Raw genomic sequence first — 20,097 nt, 5'->3', positions numbered from 1 at the left:
CTGTGTGCCGCTAATAGCAAGCTAATTAGGCCATAAGCTGTGCATACATCGGCGTGAAAGTTTTGCGGTTCAACTTGTCGATTTTGTTGAATTCTTCTTCTGAAATCAGTCCCGCCTTAAGCATCCTCTGCAGAATTTTGTACGCCCGCCAGTAATCAACCTCTCTTTGAATTTCCTCCTGTGATATCTTTGTATAGTTCGTTTCCTGCGGGTTATATGGTAAATGATTAGCCGCCTCTATCATTCAAGCACCTCCTATAAAAACTTGGGACAGCCGCGATTGGCTGTCCTTTATCGTTATTTAGGCAATTTCAGAACTTGTCCGGGGTAAATAGTATCCGTAGTCAGGCTATTCAGTTTCTTGATCTCCGGATATCTTGTTCCTCTACCGAGTTCTTTTTCCGCTATTCTCCATAAGGTGTCGCCTTTTTGCACTGTATAGGTTCTATTGCACTTGTTATCAGGAATGCTGTTTACAATTACAAGGTTTTCTTTTGCTACCCAAGTGTTTATGCCTGCAATCTCTTGACCGCCGGATTTCTTAACCTTTTTGCCAAGCAATACACATTCTTTGCCGCCTTTTATGACCGGCTTGCCTTTGTATAAAGTCTGTGTGACCCTGTGGTAATAGTCATTTTTGACCCACGTTGGAACTTCCACACTGCCGGGGTAGTAATTCTTTACACTGACCTTAAACTCCACCATATCTCCAATTCCAATATCAGTATTGATATCTGTACTGTTCTCCAGCGCTTTTTTTACTGCTTTACGGAAAGTGTCCATATTCTCCCCATGCTTGGGAAACCAGTGCATCACATCAGCATGGTTGCTGGCAATACCGAGCTTATATCCTTCGGAGTGGCAGATGATGTCATTCTCATTAAGACCGTACTTCTTGCAGAGCATAACGCAGAGTTCAACAGCATTCTGCCACGCTTTACGGAAATAATCTTCCTGCTTTGCTGCATCATAACCCACCATTACCGACCCGGATTTATACGAAAACCCAGCAGGCTCACAGATTTCAAAGCCAATATGGGTATTGTTGGCTGCTCCTCCCGCATGCCACCCGCGATGATCCCAAGGCAGGTATTGCCAAACCTCTTTATCGTCTACAAAAGCGTGAACACATACCTGCCTGTTTATTTCGCCGGCCTTGTAAGATTTGTTCCAACGGGAAAACCACTCAGCCGCCATTACACCCGGCACAGCTGTCGAATGTACCATGATTCCTTTAGGCGTGATTTTGCGGCCTGCTGTATAGCAATCGTTTCGCGTCATGTATTTAGTAAAAAGCTTCATTTCTTTTCATCCTCCTCATTTGAGCGGCCATGCAGTTGTTCCAATGCGTTCTTCAGCTTTTCAGGAATGGGCAGTCCTATATGTGCTGCATTCTCAAGAATTGAAACTCCTTCATTACTTAGGTAAAAGAAAATCACTGCTGTCCGAATTGCCCCGCCATTGCCGAGCACCTGGCTGTCGATTATGTGTCCCACACCTACAAGTACAAAAATAAGCACTTTCTTAAAGATGCCCTTGGCCCCGACTTCACTCGAAAGCTTTCTGTCTACAACGGCACACATCACTCCGGTCACATAGTCAATGGCTACAAAAGCGATGAGTGCATACAAAAATCCATCCAGCCCTCCAAGAAACCAGCCAAGAAATCCGCCAATAGCAGTAAAAACCGCCTGTATCCAGTTCCATACTGTTTTCATTGTCTTAACCCTCCGTTCAACTTGAGTTTTGCATATAAAAAAGCGCCCTGCCTTATAGCAAAGCGCTGAATAAATAAAACTATTAACCTATATTTGTTTCGGGAGTGCCTCCCACAGCCTCATATCCTCCTGTCCAAGCGACCAGATAGCTATACCTCGCAGTTTCCATCGATAAGCCGCTTCGTTTGCCCAGTAAACAAGGCTGTCCACATCCTGATAATACAGAATAGAAAAACCATCTGCATCTCCGAGGAAGAGACGGGATATCCAGATATTGATGTCTTTCGGTATAATCTTTACTTCATAGTCATTACCGCAGGAAAGCGTCAAAAGCTGCGAGTGGAAAAAATCATAGTCCATCGAAATGTCCTCATTGCGAGTTGCCGATTCCTCCACATCGCTATTTACTGAAAACACCTGAAATTCATCATCCCACGTGACACCAGTGCGAGCAAGCCTGCCAAAGCTGGTTATATTTCCATCCGGAAGTTCCACATCAAAACGCTCGTATGGTTCATATACCCATGCATCGCCCAGTCTCAGTAGCTCGCATACCGTCCGGTTGTCCGAGCAGTACCCTGCATAACCACTACCACCGTTTACATTCACTGTGAAACGCAGGGGTGAAGCTGCACCTGAATATACTCTTACCTTATTGCCGCGTTTTCGCATCTCTATAGTATACATATTCGGATTAGCACGAAGATCGGCATCTGCAGTTTTTGAGAAACTGGTGGAATAGCTACCAAGCAAGGAATTACCTTGATAAAGCTCGACTCTTTGCGTGTCATAATTTAAGCAGCAGAAAATATCCCCAAGGAACACCCCAGCCCGTCCACTGCTATTTTGAGGGAAAGCCAGCCTTGCCCGGATATGGATATCGGAAAACCCGTCGTATTTCCATGCAAGTTTGCCATATCCCTCGAGCTGGGAATATGGGCGACTTTCTGTGCTGTCTGGGTCTTGCCAAACATCCCATTCGCCGTCCAGCACAGTCCAATAGTTTTCGGGCAGGATGTTCCTGTCCCGAAAATCCTCATACCAAATAAGCGCCGAGTCGGGTTTTCTTCGCAACATTTCAAAGGTCAGTTTAAAACCTCGATCCGGCTCAACCATCACACCATTTACATCCTTGAACCGACGAGGAGAGAGCATAAAGCTGGCTTCACCGGCAAAGGGATACTCCGAAAATCCACTGCAAACCCTAAAACCGTAAAACTGTACTCCCGGCACACCACCGCTTATGCTGACAGCATGCGTTCCCTCTTGGAGAAATACACCTTTTGCAAGTGTCAACCAGCAAACTCTTCTCCAGTATGGCCACCATAAACGGTTCTCGCTGAAAGTCTTTGAGTCACCATCAAGGGAAACGATAATCGCATTTTTGTCCCAGTAAGGAAAGCAAAGCTGTACTGCAATATCGTAATATCCCGCTTCTGTTATCTCAAAACGGTACTCTGCTGACGCCTGGTCATCTCCAAGTGAGGCCATCTCATCAGTAATAATGACATTTCCTTCATATTCATCTGGAACTCCGTTCCTGTCAATATAAATGGTTCCGAACTCCGCTTTCTGCTCCTTGCCATAGCTTGTCAAATATCTTCGCCTGTTATAAACCCCTTTTAGCAGCGGATATTCCCAAGATACAGCATCCCATCCTTCCATATAGTCATATACATGAGGAAGAGCCCAAGGTACTTTGTTATAGTCATCCCAGTAAGCCACAATTGGAATAAACGGCTGGGGCGGTGCATCGCCTGTGAAATTGTAAACCCCAGTCATCCAGTATTTTGCCGCATAGTAGGTATTAGACACCCCTCGATAGGTTATTCCAAGGTTTTCAGGTGTATCATGAATCCTCCAGTTCCAGCCATAAGCAGGCAACCCCATGAATATCTTATCGGGTGACATAACGGAAACAGCATAATCATATATGCCCTCAAGCCAGTCACGAGGAGATACTGGGCCGGGAGCAGAGCCCGCCCATGCCATGCCATAGCTCATGATGGCGGCGGTATCGCAATAGTCGTTAAGATCGGCATAAACACACCAGTTTTCACCGCCCACCGAGCCTTGAACGCCGGTCATACCAGGCAGGCAGATGTTGACAAGCTTTGTTGCATCATAAGACTTAACTGTATTGTATATATCCCTAAATAAAGCATTCGCCGCATCCTTGTTTTCATAACCGCCGCCGCGTTCCAGGTCAATATCTACCCCAGCGCACCATGGGTACTTGTTCATGATTCGGATGATTTCAGTAAGAAACTTATCCTTTGCACCGTTTTCGTTGTTGCGAAGTGCAGTAAAAATATTGGCTATTCCATGATTCATAATAGTGAGCAGCCACTTAATATGAGGCCATTTCTGAATATACGGAAGCATGCTGCTGATGCTGGTACCGGTTTCAGTAATTGTGCCTGTTGCGTCAACCTCAAAAGTAAAAATGCCTACCGTATCAAAGCGGTCGCCGTAATTGGAAAGTGCCTGATACATCCGGGTATTTCCCATAAAGCTCCACACCATGCACCGCTTGCCTTTCAAGAAATCCCTCACAACCGATCACCGCCTTCCTGCATCTCCTGAAACTCAAAGAGCACTCGCGCCGATTTCCTCTCCTCCAGCTTCACCATATGTTTGCTATCCCATGCCGCAGAGTATTGATAAAACCCATCCTTACGAGTGGGACTTCCGTTTTTAATGCATTGGCGGGTGGAAGCCTTGAGCGCCAGCTCATCGCCTGCGTTAACCGGGTCAAGAAACTTTACCTTATGCGCGCCCATACCTTGGGACATTTCAATACTTCCTGCGGCCATATCCTGTATAGGATAGATATAGCAGTCAAGACCAACAGAAGTTTTACCCAGGTTGAATAAAATTACAGTCTCCGCTGTTCGCACCACACCGTTATAATGCCGGGGCGGAACTGGCTGCCCGTTTTCCTGCATTTTCGTTAGCATTTTGCTGGTGTGGACGGTATAGCCTGTCAACTGATCTCCATCCTGAAGCTGCAGGTCGGTGAAATAGATAATTCCGTTACAGTCGGAAATCTTGAGTGTCACAGTTACGCTCACCACATGATTATTGTTTTTTAATTGTATGGTTTCTGCAAACCTTGAAAACTTCATAGTTTTTTCCTCCAAAACCATTTGACAAACATAGGCATTAATGCTAAACTATAATTTGATTTTATATTTGGAGGCTAGTATACACCTATGTATGGTATTTTTCGTATTCGTAAATAAAAGTGCACAGAAAGAAAGATAGCTCATAGCAGCATCTTTGTTTTTGTGCACCTTTTTCGATTACGAAAAAACGAAAGAGGTGTATTTTTATGCCCCAAAATAGAAAAAAAGGGACAACTCCGCCCATTTGGGTATCTCAAAACTTTTTAACAAGTTACAAAATTATCAACAGAATTATTCGCAGAACAACCCTTAACAAAAAAGATCATGTTATTGAAATTGGTCCGGGAAAGGGTCATATAACAGGTTTCTTGATAAAAAGATGCCGGAAAGTTTCGGCAATTGAAATTGACGGCCGTTTATATAATAAATTGACAGCAAAATTCAAGGACGTCAAAAATATCCGTATATATCATCAGGACTTTTTGAAATGGAAACTTCCTAATTATGAAGATTATAAAGTTTTTTCAAATATCCCTTTTTGCTTCACTACGGATATTATGCGAAAATTGACGGAATGCAAAAACGCACCTTCTGAAGCATGGCTTACCATGGAAAAAGGCGCAGCCAAACGTTTTATGGGTGAGCCTTCAGAATCATTGCGTTCTCTGCTTATAAAGCCCAAGTTCGATTTAGATATTGCTTACTATTTCAGCAGGGAGGATTTCCATCCCAAACCAAGCGTTGATGCAGTACTTCTTCACCTTAAGAAAAAGAGCCAACCGGACATACCCGCAAACCAGTGGTTTGCCTATGAACAATTTGTTTCAAAGGCACTAAAATATGGATTCCGCAGTCTTTTTACAAGCAAGCAGTTATCTAGGGCATTCCGTCAGGCTGGTGTGCAAAATAAAAATATTACTCCTACAGAGATTCTTTATGTTCAGTGGCTCTGCCTTTTCCGATGCTACTGGGAGCATGTGTTAGGCAGAAAATAATTTTAGCGGCTCATTACCCGTCCAATGTCCACCGGATTTCGCATACATGCCCGATCCATCCAGTGGAAACCGAACCGCCCTGAAGCAATAAGTCTGTAAAGTACACTGTGCCGGTGCAGTCAGTGACGCACAGCCTGATGGTGATAGATTTGACTCTGCTGATACTTTTGGGAGAAATACTGTGTGCAATCTGATTGAAATATGCCATATCATCACCCTCAAATCAGGTCTATAAATCTTGTTTCTGTTGTACCGTCCTCGTATTCAATGACTATCTCAACACCAACTTGGCCGTTTTCGCCCTTTTCAAGGTTTTCGGAAGCAATCTGCGCTGAAAATGTATAGCTTTTACGTGTCGCTGGGTATACCGTCTGTGACAGACTCTTTGTCATACCAAGTACACCAACAGCCTTGAAGGAAGCAGTTCCCGAAACACCATTCTCAGTGTCTACTTCAAAACCGGAATTGACCCAGTAGGCAAAACCATCATCCGCTCTGGAATTGCGCAGATGGTTGAATGGCACCATATCTTTAATTTCCTGACGGTTTATCAACTCTGCTGAGGACAGCGCATCCGCTGCCTTGTCCCACTGTGCTGAAGAATCGCCGAGTTCCCGCAGTTTAGTTGAAAGCTCAATCACTGTTTTCCATGGCTCCTGCAAGTTATACTGCCTTCTCACAACACGAGTCTTTACCAAAAGGCCTAGTTCCTTATCGTCCACTGTAACAATATCACCCAGTTTCCATGCTTCGTGCTCATAACCGGTTAGCGCAGATAAATCCATTGCAGACAGTACATAAGAAACGCGAGGCTTCGAATATTCTGCAAGCCGCATTTTTGCATATTCCAGCATCTGATACGGATTTGTAAACGACGAACAATCAAGCGTCGACACCTTCACTTCACTGGAAAAAGTGTAATCTTCCACGTATTCCTTACCTCCATTAATTGAAGCGAAGGTCATTCCGTCCTTTCCATAAGCATAGAGCCTTGTCACTAATTCGCGTGTATCGACTACCCGCTGAATACTTTTCAGGTTCTTTCTATATGAAAAAAGCGCTCCGCTGTCGGTACCGCTAAAAGTCAAAAGGTGTACCTGGCGGTTGGCGCTGTCAAACACCAGATCGCCGCCATAAATATTCTGTACGGCTCGAAGGATGGATAAAGCATTTTTTTCTGCACACTGCCATGTCCGTTTCGTAGTGACAGTAACATTACCTACTGTCCAGCCTGTACCCAAAAGTGCATATTGCATCGGAACATCTGCAGTATCTGCATTGAATTCCCTAGGTTCTTTTTCCGCACTGAAAGACAGATCGTAAAACACCGCTTCAGCATATACTTGCGTAATAACACGCCCATCTTCACCTTTATTATCCGTTAAGGTACGGATCCGGTAAATGTCATTTACGATTTGCACTTGTTTTTCATTTTCCAGTGTGCTTCTTTTTGGATCATGGAACGGAAGCTTGAATTCCAGCGTATCCGCACCGTTCACCTCACCAGTGACAATGACATCAAAAGCATTTTCAAGAACAGCTTCCCATGCTCCGTTTTTGTCCAAAATCACAGGACGGGCAAAGCCTAATTTCTCATAGGGCGCTTTCGGTATATCATGAAGCTGTATTTCCAGAAGTTTTGGCGTCCTCAACGGATCGCTGCTGGTAAGGGTAACACGGAACCTTATATATTGCCGATTTGGCGATTGAAGTTCACCGCTGGTTCCCACAGCCTGCCATGCAGACCATTCTTCAAGATCATCGCTTGTGCTGGTCTCTACTAAAGACACTGACGTAACACCTGCAGTATATTCGCTTGTCACAGCTACACGACCGCTGCCCGATAATGCACATGGAACCGCCCTTGTATAAAGTACGCCACTTGCAGGATACTCGCCATCTGTTGCTTTAAGGGTGACTGCGCCAGGCTCTGCCAAAGCATCTACATCCGAAGCCGCATCCCCACCGTTTGCATGTAAAGACGACTTAAAATATAACAGCAAATCATCAGCTGTAAGCTGTGAGTCCGTTTCCAGAAACCAGTCGTCGAAGCCTCCGGCATAGTAGTAGGTATTTGCATGCATCCCCATAATAATGTCTGCTATACATTCCCGATTCAACTCTCCCGAAAAGGAACGCACAGGCGACACCCAGGTTGCCCCGTCGCTGCGATCGCATATGATGTTCTGTACCTTTTTGTTGCTTACTTCAATGATGGAGGCGATAAAATACCAGCCGCCGTTTTTCAAGGTAATGGTAGCTGTTTCACTCTGGTCGTAGATTAGTGTGCCGGAGGAGTTATACAACATAAGCCTAAGTCTCCCTTGATAAAGTGAAACATAAAAAATTGGCTGACCGGGTCCTTGGCGGGTATTGAATATGGGTATATATGTCTGGCCGACCGAATAGGTGGTAGGATTAATCCAACCTCCTACAACAATCTTTTCGCCCAGATTGCTAAAGAAACTCCCATCATTTTCTGCTATAAGATGGGTCTTTTCAGAAGTCGGATTAACAATATTTTGCCTAAAGTATCTTCCGAATCTTCCAGCAATAAGGTTTGCCGATGTCCCTGACCAGCCGGAGATGGTAAAATGTCTGCCATGTCCCGATGAGTCTATAAGCTGAAGATTTTCGTCTGGTGTTTTTTCATTAAATCGCCATAAAGCAGACGTCCTTGATGTTACAGGAAACTCACCGGTAAAATCCTCTTGGTTTGTCAGGATTGATTTTATCGCCATGTTATCACCTCCATCTGCTTTTTGCCTGTATTTTTAACTCAGTAAAGGTCGCGTTTTCTGCGGCAATCTCAATATGATTAACACCTTTCCTGAGAATTGGAAAATTCAGATCCTGCAGGCTGGGAAGACCATTTCTCAAGGTTCGGCCTGTTTCATCAATAACCTTAGCTGTTACCATGCCGGAGTCGACAATCAGAGTTTCACCTTCAGATAATGAACCAACAATTCTCAATTCCTCGCCGTTCGTAATAAGCGAAATATAGCTTGATGAGGACGTTGATATCAAACCCTTCAATAGATAAACCGGATTGGAATCCGCATTTCCTTTAACCCTCTCCAGCTCATGCAGACCTGTTTCAGAAAAAACAAATACCTCATCTTCCAACGCGTAAACATACGGGTCGGGACAAACAAACCGAAGTTCAAAGCTGCCCGCTGTCCGCAGTAATCGCTCACAGTCAACCGCTTCTGATAAGCGAGCCATGAAATATCGGTCGGGCAAATCATCTATAACAAGTTGTTTAAGCCCGTTTTCCGGATTTAACCATTCAGCAACATTATCAAGAACCGATACAAGATCGGCAAAACTGCGCTGGGGAAGCACACTACAGCTAATTATTATGTTTCGTTCTGATATGTCGCAGCCAAAATCTGCAATACCTGCTTTGCCCGGCACAGTTTCAAAGGAATTGCGCAGGGCAGGGGAGACCTGCCATTTGGTAAGTCTTGCTCGTATTTTCATACTTTGCGACGATATTCCATTGTAGATAAATCCCATATGCTTCCCTCCATTATGCTGTTATAAAACGTCCCTGCGCCCTTGAACCTGTCTGCATCAGGTTATATAACTCCTGTGAAATCCTACGTATGTCTTCTTCACCACGAACAATCATCTGCTGTACCACAACAAGCGGTCCAGAAGCTAAACCGCTAAATTCACCTCGTCCACTTACATTAATGTCAGGAGATATATTAAAATCTGTCGGCACTGCATTTTGCATATCGTCTGCCACTCTGGCCATAGCCTTGTCAAATCCCTCACCAATACCCAGTGCCATATTGCCGCCAATACCTTCAAAAACAGTGGACGGAGATCTGATTCCGAGGAAATTCTTTACTCCATCAACAACACCGGAAAAGAAACCGGAAACCTTATCCTTAATCCAGCTACCAAGGCTTTTAATACCTTCCCAGATGCCTTTTACAATGTTCTTACCAATCTCAACTACTGAAACAACCGCCTTGCCCAAACCTTCTATAATAGCCGCAACAATCTGAGGTAAAGACTTTACTAGTTCTGGAATGGCTTTCACAAGCCCGACAGCAAGCTGTACGATAAGCGTAATTCCTAATTCTATGATCTTCGGCATATTGTTCGTCACAAAGTCAATGATTGTTGTAATTATCCTCGGCAGTGCTTCAATTAGTTCTGGCAATGCATTTAAAAGTCCCTGCGCCAGTCCCTGAATCAATGTAAAAGCAGCTTCAAGGATTTTGTCCATATTACCAAGAAGCACCTCGGCAATTAGGAGAATGGCTTCGACAACAGCGGGTATCAGCTCCGGAAGCGCCTTCCCGATACCGGATGCCAGTGTCACAATCATTTGCACTGCTGCTTCCACCAGCGCGGGTAGGTTGTCGATAATCCCCTGCACCAGCGCCATGACAAGTTGAAAAGCGCCTTCTGTTATCTGCGGTAGCGCATCGATTAAAGCCTGCAACAGGGTCATGACAATCTGAACCGCCGCGTCGATAATGACTGGGAGGTTCTCCACTATTGCACCGCCGATGGATGTGACAATATCCAAGCCTACCTGAATGAGTTTCGGTAGGTTTTCCATCAGCATATTTACAAGGCTTCCCACCGTATTGCCGATGACCTCGCTTATCTTTGTCCAGTCGCCACCCGCTTCAGATAACCCACGAGTAAATTCCCCAAGAAGCGTAACTCCGTCGTCGGCCAATATCTGAAGCTGGGGAAGCAATACGGTACCCAGCATGTTCTTGGCTGCTGCGCTGCCTGCTTTGAGCCGCTGGATACTGTCATCAAATTTGCCGAGAGCATTCAGCGAATCTTCGCTCATAACCGCACCCATACGTTTTGCTTCCTCGGTCAGCTCCGCTATCCCTACCGAACCCTGCGCGATCAGGGGGTTTAGTTCTTGGGCCGATTTACCGAAAATTTGCATGGCCAGCGCGTCGCGCTCGGTTTCGTTTGACACCTTGCCAAGTGCGTCTATGGTTTCCCAATAGACTGTTTCGCTGTCACGCAGGTTGCCGCTGGCGTCGGTGACTGAAACGCCAAGCCTCCGGTAAGCGTCTGCGACCTCGCCGGTGCCTTTCCGAGCGGAAGACATGGATCTAACGTTCCTTGCCATGCTGCCCGTTAAAGTATCCAAGGAGACATCCACAAGCTCTGCAGCGTATTTATACGCCTGCAGGCTGTCGGTGGACATGCCGGTTACGGTTGAAGCGGTAAGGATTTCATCGGCATAGGCAGCCGAATTGACCGACATATCCACCAGCGCCTTGCCAGCACCAACCGCTGCTGTACCAATGGCTGCAAGCGCCGCTCCCATGGCCACACCGATACCTTTCAATACACCTCCCAGTTTTTCAAAGCGCCCGCCTGCATCGTCTGCCTGATCCGCGGCCTTTTTAATTTCTCTGCCAAATTCGTCCGCCTGTTTTTCCGCTTCGTCAAACTCTTTTCCCGCATTGTCCAGCGCTTTGTTGTTCGCTTCCAGCTCGCGCTCCATTTTGTTCAGCTCTGCTTTGGCGTTGTTAAGCTGTATCTGCCAGGACTGCGTCCGCTTGTCGGTCTCCCCGAAAGATGAGGCGGCATTGGCAAGGGCTTTCTCCAAAGTAGCTATTTTTTCTTTCTGCAATTCGATCTCTTTGTTAAGCACCTTGTTTCTTGCAGTAACAGCTTCAACTGACTTATCCTGCTTGTCGAACTGAGATACGACCAGGTTCATTTCGCTACCCAGTACCTTAAAACTTTGATTGATCTCACGAATGGCGTTTTTAAATTCCTTTTCGCCTTCAATCCCGATCTTCAGGCCAAAATTGTCTGCCACATAACCGCCTCCTTTCGAGTAAAAATTAAAAAATTATAAAAGGCTATTGTATTTCAATGCGGTTTGGCATATACTAATAGTAGGGAAAGTAGGGAATTTCCTGCTTTTCAAATCCTAAAAAGGAGGACTTAGCATGAACGTTCCCATAGTTGATAATGCAAAGGTAATGGCAAAAGGCCAGATCACGCTGCCAAAAGATATCCGCTCCAAACTTCGCCTTTCCACCGGAGACCGCGTCACCCTCATTTGCGAGGAAGACCGGGTTATTCTTATGAACTCCGCTGTCTACGCCATGAAAATGCTACAGAAAGAAATGGAGGGCGAAGCGGAAAAAGCCGGGATCCGCAATGATGACGATGTTATGGATCTGGTGAAGGACGTCCGCGCGGAGATTGAAGGTCTATGAGAGTGTTAATTGACACCAACATCCTGATCTCCGCTTCCTTGAGCTGCGAAGGAACGCCTTATCAGGCGTACATTAAAGCTGTAACACACCCCAACCACGGTATGGTTTGCGATCAAAACATCGATGAGCTTCGCCGGGTATACAACCGGAAATTCCCCCATAAGATCCAGGCGCTTGAACGCTTTTTGGCGATTGCGCTTACCGTTCTTGAAGTTGTTCCAACTCCCGCAGTTGACGTGTCGGATGAGGCGCTTGTCCGGGACGCATCCGACAGGCCAATACTCAGGGCGGCCATTGCGGCAAAAGCTGACGTGCTTGTAACCGGAGACAGGGATTTCCTTGAATCCGGCGTAACAAACCCAAAGATCGTAACAGCGGCAGAGTTTTTGCAAATGGAATAAAAGCAGCTTTTTAAAGCAGGGATTACAGCCACCCTGCTTTTTTGCTGCTTATATTCCATAAGGTATCACATCATCAATGGTCAGCATACGCTTCGGTTTGGACAGTCCTAAAAACTGCTTATGGCACTCCCATAAATCAAGCAGGTATCCAATAGGCATGAGCCATACTTCTTCCTCTGAACGATTAAGCTGGACAGTGCCGTAATATAAAAGCCGAGTGAACGATTCCTCATCGCTCACTCGGCCGGTGTGTTTTTTAAATCATCCTCACTTTCAACATTTCTTTTGGTGCCTTTGAACATCGCTTTCATGATAGCGTCTTTATATGCTGCCAGTTCCAAAGGAGATGTGAGAAGTTCCACTGTCTCTTCGGTAAGGAGTTCATGCTTATCCTGATGTTTGAGATTGTGTATCAGAATGCACTGGTTAGCCAGCAGTGTAATCAGCCATACCACTTCGTCAAGAGCCATCTCGAAGTTCTCGGTTTTCATCAGTTTCGTGCCGAGGTTTTCAAGACCGCCGTACCTTTTTGCAATCTCCTTTGTCGCTTTAGTGGTTAGAATAAGCTGATATTCTTCATCGCCGATTTTGATAATTGCGCTTCTGTCATTATCCTGCATTATTCGCTGCCTCCTCCCACAGCAAATACCGGCTCATAAACTTCCGTATACCAGCCGGTAATAGTTTCAGGCGATACACCGGGATCGTCTTCGCTGACCTCCGCCTTCCAAGGGTGCTTTCCCTGGCCATCTGGTTTGTTACGTCTCATGACTGTCCCTTCAATGGTGGGTGTCGAAAAGGTAATGCTGTCGCCCTTCGTCTGCAGATTTGTCGCCGGGATGCCGAATTTAACCCTGTAAAGCCAAAAATACCTGTACTTGCCGTTAGCTTTCTTGGCTCTAAAGCCGATTGCTACAGGCGCGCCACCATCCTCGCTGGTGGAAATCAGCACCTTATTGTCATCAAGGGTGGCTCCCGTCAAAACCTCAGCAGCGTCTACTCCGATATCTGCAACACCAAGAGTCAGTGTGCCGCTTTGAAATTCCTTGACCACTTCTGCCGCCCCGTCATCGGCATAAAGCGTCGCCTCTGCCAGCTCCACAGAAAGCTCTGCCGTAATAGCCTTAGCCAGCGGAACAGGCGTGGCGTATGTCTCTTCTCCGTTTTCATTCTCAGTTATTTTGGCATAATATAACCTGTCCAGTCCGATTGTGGCCATGTTTTTCATTCCTCCTTTACTTCATACTCTTTTGCCACATCAATGGCATAGTGGTGATAGACGGTATCGTCCTCATGGCCTATATACCGCCTGTCGGTAATGGTAAAGCCTGCTTGAAGCAATGTGTTCACTATTTCGTTTTTACGGGCAGTGTAGTTTCCCTTTATAAATAAAGACAACCTTACCTCCTGGGTTTCTACCTGAGGCCGGTTGTCTGCAAAAACTTCAAATGTATCTGTCATCGGAGTAATGACAAGGTACTCATCTGGCGGTACACCGCTAAATACCCCGGTTTCAATGGGTATGCCCAAAGCATCCAATAACGAGTTTAACTCTGACAATATGCTCATATACGACCCAGCTCCTGTTCCAGTCTTGACTTCATTGCTTCGATGCAGGACTTCCTTGTAGCCGATTTTGCAGGTTTCAAAAAGGGCCTTGGAGGCTGCCCGGACTTGCCATACTCAATAATATTGGCAATCTTCGCATTGCTTTCCCCATCCTTCCTTGGTTCAGTAAAGCCGATTTTTATGTTGTGGTTTCCATCCCTGTCCTGTTTGGCAGGAGAGAGTCCCAAAGCATTTACCAATTCACCGGTTGCTCTGGACGGATATTTAGTGCCGCTCCCGATAACTGACTGAAGATTGGACTTCACTTTTGAAAGAACCACTTCCCCGCCTGCTTCCAGCACCTTAGGTATGATTTCGTCTGTTCTTTCTCCAAGTCTGGATAACTTGAGCAAGAACTGTTCCGGCAATTTAACTTCCACCTTAGCCACGTTGCAGCCCCTCCTTTTATGCTTTGCTTGATTTCACTTTTTCCGCAAGCACCTCAATATACATTCCACGTCCTTTTACGTCCTCAACACTGATAATGTTGTACCTGCCATCGCTGCAAACGAGTACAAGATCTGTGGTAATTTCAAGGTTAGGTATCTTACGGAAGCGGAACAGGGCAGACGCCTGCGAAAACGCCGCCCTGTTTGCCCATTTTTCACTGCCATGCCTGTCTTCCTTGTATGCCCTTACCGAAGCAAGAATAACATCACCTTTTTCAGCAAAACCCTCACTATCCTTAACCGGCTTGACTGAGATGATGTCCACAAAGGTGTTCATTTTCCCAAAGCTCATATCGTCCTCACAAACTCCATATCATTCGTTTCCGCGCAAGCGCGAAAAGCTCATTCATTCCGTTGTTCGTCCTCTCCCCACAAAGTCGGATGACTTTGCGGGGGCCCCTATATCTTCCAATCCCGGTCAAGCCGCAGCAGCATATTCACCGTATTCCACACCTGCTGCCCGGCCTGCACGCTATCCCCGAAAAAACCGGCCGTCGAGCCATCCCTGCTTTCATAAAAATGGCTCGACAGCATAATGACAGCCTGCTCAGTAGTAGGCGGCATGGGGTTTTCGGCATAATATCCTTCCGGCTTTTTCTGGTAACTTTCCGCATAGGCCACTGCGGCTTTGATATACTCTTGTAAAAGTGCGTCATCTTCGCTGTGCTGCAATATGAGGTTTGCTTTAACCTTCTCCAATAGTTCCATGCCGCAGCACCTCCGTTTTCATTAAGCTGATTTCTGCTGCAGTATCTTGACTGCTTCAGACAGTACCAGCTTGCCATCTACACGCTGGGTTGCCATGAATCCAACTTGTCCGGTCGCAGCATACAACTCATTAAGCCGCTTAAAAACCCTGCCCTGACGGTCTGCCACCCAGTAATAAGAAAAATCGCCGAATACAATCGTTTTTGCTCCGGCGGCAATGGCTGGCATAAATGCAGAAGTTTTAACTGGACGATTGAGGATAGTATCCGGTGTTCCAGCAGTTACAGAAGGCTGCCAGAGATACTGACCGTTGTTGTCTTTGAGCTTCCTTATAGCTTTAATTGTCGAATCATTCATAATGAATACAGCGTTCCTGCGGTACGGAGACTTTAGGCTGTAGAACAAGTCCATGATCTCGTCAAGGGTAATGGCTGTTGCACTCGCCGCAGTTACTCCTATCTCGCCACCGCCGTTATCTGCCAAGATACCGGTTGGCTTGCCAGATCCGTCACCGATAAAAAATGCTTCCTCCTCTTTTGCTCCGATTCGGCGGGCGAATTCTTTGGCTATATACTGTTCAAGGTTAAATACACTATCGTTTAACAATTCCTCTGATACCTTGATCATAGTAGCCAGCTTATATGCGCCAATGGATACCTGTGCAAAGGAATCGTCGCTTTCGGGAATCTGGCCTTCCTCATCCACCCAGGATGCAGTACCCTTGCTTGCCACCACAGGAATTTTCTTGTCACCGCTGGACGTGGTAATAACATTGGCAATCTGCCTAAAGATATTCTCCTCCTCCAGTGCTTCCACAAGAGTACGCTCAAAGTCGTCGGGAACAAGATATCCTCCTTCGGTGTCCTCTCCAATCTGCAGCGCGTTGTGTACGTCATATTTGCGCCTGCCGCGCATCATGTTCCAGAAAGACTGCCTGTACTCATCGCTGGCACGTCCGGTTTTTTCATTGTTGCCAGATATGGAAGTGGGTTTGTCTGTAATAGGAATATTCAACGGTTTTGACAGTTCCAAATCTATGGCAGCCTGACGCTCAAGACGCTCTATTTCTTTGCCCAGCGCAATAACGTCGGCTTCCATTTTTTCATAAGTCGCGGTATCCTCCGGTGAAAGCAGTCCGTCGTTCCCGCGTTTGCTGTCGAGGAAAGCTTTAGCAGCTTCCCATACTTTAGCGCGTTTTTCACGCAGTTCCAGTATTTTGCTCATAATCAAATCCTCCTTAAGGTTTTAATAAAAAAAGCCGCTTTTCAAGCGACTCAATTGGTGTTCCTTTTGGTTTTTCTTTTGGTTTAAGCTTTTGCAGGATGGAATTTGTTACTGCCTGCCTACTGAAGATCATTCCTCCTGATACTTCAAATTCGGATGGGAATGATTCATCCTCCATAAACAAGATTCCATCGGCAAAGCCAAGTTCCACCGCTTTTCTTGCGTTAAACCAGCTTTCTGCATCCATTAGGTGCGATATTTTTGCCCTGGAAAGTCCGGTTTTCAGTTCATAAGCGTTGATGATGGATTCCTTTATTTCTTCCAGCATTGCAATAGCTTTCTCCATTTCTTCTGTATCACCGATGGCTATTGTCATAGGGTTGTGAATCATCATCATGCTGACTGGTGACATAAAGACGTCACCTCCGGCCATAGCTATGACCGAAGCGGCGCTGGCTGCAATACCGTCAATCTTTACCGTCACTTTGCCTTTGTAATCCATAAGCATGTTGTAAATTTGATTAGCTGCAAATATATCTCCGCCAGGGCTGTTGATCCAGATCGTTATATCACCCTCTCCGGACAACAGCTCTGATTTGAACTGTTTGGGAGTTACTTCGTCTCCCAGCCAGCTTTCTTCAGCTATTGGGCCGTCAATATATAATGTCCGGCTGCCATCATCGTTTTGTATCCAGTTCCAGAAGCGGCGAACCGGTTTTTGTTTTTGTGATTTGATCAACTTTTGATCCCTCCGTTTCAGCATTGTTTTTGCCTGCAAATGCACCTGCATCGGCAAGCCTGGTCATGTTACCGTTAACAAGATACAGATCTCCACCCAACTCCGCCGGCATCCGGTTCATGTCCTCAAGCTCGCGGATATCGTTAGCAGACATCCAGCCGTTCTGGCGAGCTACAGCATAACCATTCATGCGGCTTGCATAATCACCGCGCAGAAGGCCATCTACATTGAATTTGACAAAGTATGCCCGCTTCTCTGATGGTAAAAGCAGCGCTTTTTGGAGAGCCTGTTCCCAACGCACCACCCACGGGTCAAGCGTGTATTTAACAAATTCCAGAGATTGCTGTTCGATGTTTGAAAAGCTTGACTTTTCAAGATCTCCAACCATATGGGGAGGTACTCGGAATATCCGAGCAATTTCATTTATCTGGAACTTTCTTGTCTCTAAAAACTGTGCCTGTTCGGGTGGAATGCCGATTGGTTGAAACTTCATTCCCTCTTCCAGAACTGCAATGCGATGAGCATTGGCACTTCCTTGATAAACAGCGTTCCAGCTTTCCCGCACCTTTGCCGGATCCTTTAGTACACCGGGATGTTCCAGAACGCCACCCGGATTTGCTCCGTTGGCAAAAAAGGATGCACCATACTCCTCACAGGCAATAGCCATGCCTATGGCGTTCTTGGCCATAGCAATAGGGGAGTATCCGATCAGTCCGTCAAAACCGAGTCCCGGGATGTGAAGAACCTCATCACTTCGTAGGTATATAAGGCCTGCTTTTGGATTAACCCTACTCTCATCGCTGTCGCGCCGATAACTGTAAAACAGTTCTCCGTTTGGAGCCCTGTCTACCGTCATTTTGTTTGGCAAAAGTGGATAAAGCGCCAGCACTCGTCCGGAACCGTCCCTAATAATTTGAGCGTAAGCATTTCCCCATAAAAGAAGATGACTCATCAGTGTTTCTCGGAACACGAATGAAGTCATCTCAGGGTTTGGTTCATCATGGAGTAAATAATAGAGCGGGTGGGTCAACGCTTTTTCTTTGCCACCGTCTTCTTTATAGCGGTACACATGAAGCGGAAGCCCGGCAATTGCTTCCGCAAGTATCCTTACACAGGAATACACTGCCGTTGTCTGCATGGCCGTCCGCTCGTTGACAGCCTTGCCGCTGGATGTGCCGCCGAAGAAAAAGCTGTAAGCATTGCCGAACAGGCTGTTTTTCGGCTTGTCCCTTGCTTTGAACAAACGGGAAAATACACTCATATAATCAACAGCCCCCTTTCATCATAAATTGATCCGTTGCGTTCATCCCCGTCATGCCTTAACGCGCGGTCAAGCGCCATAATTAACGCTACCGCACCATCTATTCTCTCGGTGGATTTTTCTTTATCAGGCTTAATGTTTCCGGCGGGATCGGTTTTGACATAGATATTGTCCATCATCCACCGCAGTACTGGATTACCACCATGGGCGATGCGTTCTTCCAATGTCAGCTTCATCAACTCTTTTGTAGGCGGTGACATATCCTTGAAACCCTGACCAAACGGAACAACCGTAAAGCCTAAGGCTTCGAGGTTCTGCGTCATCTGCACCGCGCCCCAGCGGTCAAAGGCTATTTCCTTAATGTTATATTTCATTCCGAGTTCCTCAATAAAGGTTTCGATAAAGCCATAATGCACGACGTTACCCTCGGTGGTATATAAAAAGCCTTGCCTCTCCCAGACATCATAAGGCACATGATCTCTCCGCACACGCTGATCAATATTCTCCTCCGGTATCCAGAAAAAAGGTAGAATCTGATATTTGTCCGAATCATCCAGCGGCGGAAACACCAGTACAAATGCGGTAATATCGGTAGTAGATGACAGATCAAGCCCACCGTAACAGGTTCTGCCGCGCAATTTTTCTGCATCAACAGGAAACGCACACTTATCCCATTTATCCATTGGCATCCAGCGCACCGATTGTTTCACCCACTGATTTAAGCGGAGCTGACGGAATAAATTTTCCTCTGCAGGATTTTGCTTGGCATTTTCACAAGCCACCCTCAATTTTTCGATGTCGACTGTAATGCCCAGTGACGGGTTAACCTTTCTCCATACCTTTTCGCTTGTCCAGTCATCGGTATCGGCTGCGCTGTAGATAACAGGGTAGAAAGTCGGATCTATCTTACGCCCTTGAAGAATATCCTCAGCCTTTTGATGTACTTCCCAGCAGATGGAATTGCGGTCTGTGCCAGCAGTTGTGATCAGGAAAAACAGCGGTTGTTTTCTTGCATCGCCAGATCCGTGAAGCATTACATCATAAAGATCCCTGTTTGGCTGAGCATGAAGTTCGTCAAATACCACACCATGGACGTTTAGGCCATGTTTTGTATATGCCTCCGCTGAAAGCACCTGATAAAAACTGCCTAACGGTTTATAAACCAGCCGCTTCTGTGACAACATTGGTTTAATTCGAGATTTTAATGCCGGACACTGTTCCACCATATCTACTGCAACGTCGAAAACAATGGATGCCTGCTGACGATCAGACGCACATCCGTAAACCTCGCCGCCATGCTCGAAATCACCGCAGGTAAGATATAAAGCAATTGCCGCTGCAAGTTCGCTCTTACCCTGCTTTTTTGGAATTTCTATATAGGCAGTGTTAAACTGCCTGTATCCGTTAGGTTTCAAGATTCCGAATATATCCCGGACAATCTGTTCCTGCCAGTCAATTAATTCAAAAGGCATTCCATACCATTCACCCTTGGTATGCTTCAGGCAGTTTATAAAAGTAACAGCGGCGTCCGCCGCTTCCTTGTCATATCGAGAACCTTCCGCCATAAACTTGGTTGGTTTATATCGCTTTAACTTCCGCAGCTTTGCCGCCTCCTTTCCTAAAATTGAGCAAGAAAAAA

22 protein-coding genes are annotated in these 20,097 nt (G+C 46.1%); 3 read left to right on the top strand and 19 right to left on the bottom strand.

Annotation, left to right across the window (positions count from 1 at the left end; all coding sequences use genetic code 11):
- Positions 1–25 precede the first annotated feature (25 nt).
- The 5 genes from F3H12_RS05465 to F3H12_RS05445 all read right to left on the bottom strand — a co-directional run bounded on the left by F3H12_RS05465 (position 26) and on the right by F3H12_RS05445 (position 4,846).
- On the bottom strand, positions 26–244 hold the full coding sequence (locus F3H12_RS05465) for an SHOCT domain-containing protein (RefSeq protein WP_149678339.1): 219 nt from the start codon (positions 242–244) through the stop codon (positions 26–28).
- Between the two features lie 53 nt (positions 245–297).
- On the bottom strand, positions 298–1,302 hold the full coding sequence (locus F3H12_RS05460) for an N-acetylmuramoyl-L-alanine amidase (RefSeq protein ID WP_149678338.1): 1,005 nt from the start codon (positions 1,300–1,302) through the stop codon (positions 298–300).
- Positions 1,299–1,718, bottom strand: a complete 420-nt coding sequence (locus F3H12_RS05455) for a phage holin family protein (RefSeq protein ID WP_149678337.1) — start codon at positions 1,716–1,718, stop codon at positions 1,299–1,301. Before F3H12_RS05455 ends, F3H12_RS05460 begins: the two co-directional genes overlap by 4 nt.
- 87 nt (positions 1,719–1,805) lie before the next feature.
- Positions 1,806–4,274, bottom strand: coding sequence for a glycosyl hydrolase family 18 protein (locus F3H12_RS05450; RefSeq protein ID WP_149678336.1), 2,469 nt, complete (start codon positions 4,272–4,274; stop codon positions 1,806–1,808).
- Positions 4,271–4,846 (bottom strand): hypothetical protein, encoded by a 576-nt coding sequence (locus F3H12_RS05445; RefSeq protein WP_149678335.1) that lies wholly within the window; start codon positions 4,844–4,846, stop codon positions 4,271–4,273. The genes F3H12_RS05450 and F3H12_RS05445 overlap by 4 nt, the downstream gene beginning before the upstream one ends.
- Positions 4,847–5,052: 206 nt before the next feature.
- Between F3H12_RS05445 and erm the strand changes: the two genes are divergently transcribed.
- Positions 5,053–5,841: a 23S ribosomal RNA methyltransferase Erm gene (gene erm / locus F3H12_RS05440; RefSeq protein ID WP_058258360.1), complete on the top strand. Its 789-nt coding sequence runs from the start codon at positions 5,053–5,055 to the stop codon at positions 5,839–5,841.
- A gap of 218 nt (positions 5,842–6,059) precedes the next feature.
- Here erm and F3H12_RS05430 read toward each other — a convergent pair whose 3' ends face one another.
- The 3 genes from F3H12_RS05430 to F3H12_RS05420 are packed head-to-tail and all read right to left on the bottom strand — an operon-like array spanning position 6,060 to position 11,662.
- On the bottom strand, positions 6,060–8,582 hold the full coding sequence (locus F3H12_RS05430) for a phage tail spike protein (protein ID WP_149678334.1): 2,523 nt from the start codon (positions 8,580–8,582) through the stop codon (positions 6,060–6,062).
- Between the two features lie 4 nt (positions 8,583–8,586).
- Positions 8,587–9,360, bottom strand: coding sequence for a distal tail protein Dit (locus F3H12_RS05425; protein ID WP_149678333.1), 774 nt, complete (start codon positions 9,358–9,360; stop codon positions 8,587–8,589).
- A gap of 13 nt (positions 9,361–9,373) precedes the next feature.
- Positions 9,374–11,662, bottom strand: a complete 2,289-nt coding sequence (locus F3H12_RS05420; protein ID WP_149678332.1) for a phage tail protein — start codon at positions 11,660–11,662, stop codon at positions 9,374–9,376.
- A gap of 133 nt (positions 11,663–11,795) precedes the next feature.
- Here F3H12_RS05420 and F3H12_RS05415 point away from each other — a divergent pair, with 133 nt between their 5' ends.
- Positions 11,796–12,068 (top strand): AbrB/MazE/SpoVT family DNA-binding domain-containing protein, encoded by a 273-nt coding sequence (locus F3H12_RS05415; RefSeq protein ID WP_004463997.1) that lies wholly within the window; start codon positions 11,796–11,798, stop codon positions 12,066–12,068.
- Positions 12,065–12,469, top strand: a complete 405-nt coding sequence (locus tag F3H12_RS05410; protein WP_013810281.1) for a putative toxin-antitoxin system toxin component, PIN family — start codon at positions 12,065–12,067, stop codon at positions 12,467–12,469. Before F3H12_RS05415 ends, F3H12_RS05410 begins: the two co-directional genes overlap by 4 nt.
- 48 nt (positions 12,470–12,517) lie before the next feature.
- Here F3H12_RS05410 and F3H12_RS13465 read toward each other — a convergent pair whose 3' ends face one another.
- The 11 genes from F3H12_RS13465 to F3H12_RS05355 all read right to left on the bottom strand — a co-directional run bounded on the left by F3H12_RS13465 (position 12,518) and on the right by F3H12_RS05355 (position 20,059).
- Positions 12,518–12,709, bottom strand: a complete 192-nt coding sequence (locus tag F3H12_RS13465; RefSeq protein ID WP_015051368.1) for a hypothetical protein — start codon at positions 12,707–12,709, stop codon at positions 12,518–12,520.
- Positions 12,706–13,089: a hypothetical protein gene (locus F3H12_RS05400; RefSeq protein WP_149678331.1), complete on the bottom strand. Its 384-nt coding sequence runs from the start codon at positions 13,087–13,089 to the stop codon at positions 12,706–12,708. The genes F3H12_RS13465 and F3H12_RS05400 overlap by 4 nt, the downstream gene beginning before the upstream one ends.
- Positions 13,089–13,688 carry a major tail protein gene (locus F3H12_RS05395; RefSeq protein ID WP_003516029.1) on the bottom strand — a complete coding sequence of 200 codons (600 nt, stop codon included), beginning with the start codon at positions 13,686–13,688 and terminating at the stop codon, positions 13,089–13,091. The genes F3H12_RS05400 and F3H12_RS05395 overlap by 1 nt, the downstream gene beginning before the upstream one ends.
- A gap of 5 nt (positions 13,689–13,693) precedes the next feature.
- Entirely contained in the window at positions 13,694–14,038 is a 345-nt protein-coding gene (locus F3H12_RS05390; protein ID WP_149678330.1) for a hypothetical protein, read from the bottom strand.
- Positions 14,035–14,466 carry an HK97 gp10 family phage protein gene (locus F3H12_RS05385; protein WP_149678329.1) on the bottom strand — a complete coding sequence of 144 codons (432 nt, stop codon included), beginning with the start codon at positions 14,464–14,466 and terminating at the stop codon, positions 14,035–14,037. The genes F3H12_RS05390 and F3H12_RS05385 overlap by 4 nt, the downstream gene beginning before the upstream one ends.
- Before the next feature lie 16 nt (positions 14,467–14,482).
- Positions 14,483–14,818, bottom strand: coding sequence for a head-tail adaptor protein (locus F3H12_RS05380; RefSeq protein WP_149678328.1), 336 nt, complete (start codon positions 14,816–14,818; stop codon positions 14,483–14,485).
- A 107-nt stretch (positions 14,819–14,925) separates the two neighbouring features.
- Positions 14,926–15,234 (bottom strand): head-tail connector protein, encoded by a 309-nt coding sequence (locus tag F3H12_RS05375; RefSeq protein WP_014256683.1) that lies wholly within the window; start codon positions 15,232–15,234, stop codon positions 14,926–14,928.
- A 21-nt stretch (positions 15,235–15,255) separates the two neighbouring features.
- Positions 15,256–16,458: a phage major capsid protein gene (locus F3H12_RS05370; protein ID WP_013297316.1), complete on the bottom strand. Its 1,203-nt coding sequence runs from the start codon at positions 16,456–16,458 to the stop codon at positions 15,256–15,258.
- A gap of 13 nt (positions 16,459–16,471) precedes the next feature.
- Entirely contained in the window at positions 16,472–17,197 is a 726-nt protein-coding gene (locus F3H12_RS05365; protein WP_149678327.1) for a head maturation protease, ClpP-related, read from the bottom strand.
- Entirely contained in the window at positions 17,136–18,458 is a 1,323-nt protein-coding gene (locus F3H12_RS05360; protein ID WP_149678326.1) for a phage portal protein, read from the bottom strand. The genes F3H12_RS05365 and F3H12_RS05360 overlap by 62 nt, the downstream gene beginning before the upstream one ends.
- Complete coding sequence (locus F3H12_RS05355) at positions 18,455–20,059, bottom strand: terminase large subunit (RefSeq protein ID WP_479694066.1); 1,605 nt, start codon at positions 20,057–20,059, stop codon at positions 18,455–18,457. The genes F3H12_RS05360 and F3H12_RS05355 overlap by 4 nt, the downstream gene beginning before the upstream one ends.
- Positions 20,060–20,097: the final 38 nt, after the last annotated feature.

Source organism: Thermoclostridium caenicola (assembly GCF_900142095.1).
GTDB classification, from domain to species: Bacteria; Bacillota; Clostridia; order DSM-8532; family DSM-8532; genus Thermoclostridium_A; species Thermoclostridium_A caenicola.
The sequence above is the reverse complement of the archived record's forward strand: the minus strand, read 5'-3'. Positions and strand labels throughout refer to the sequence as shown.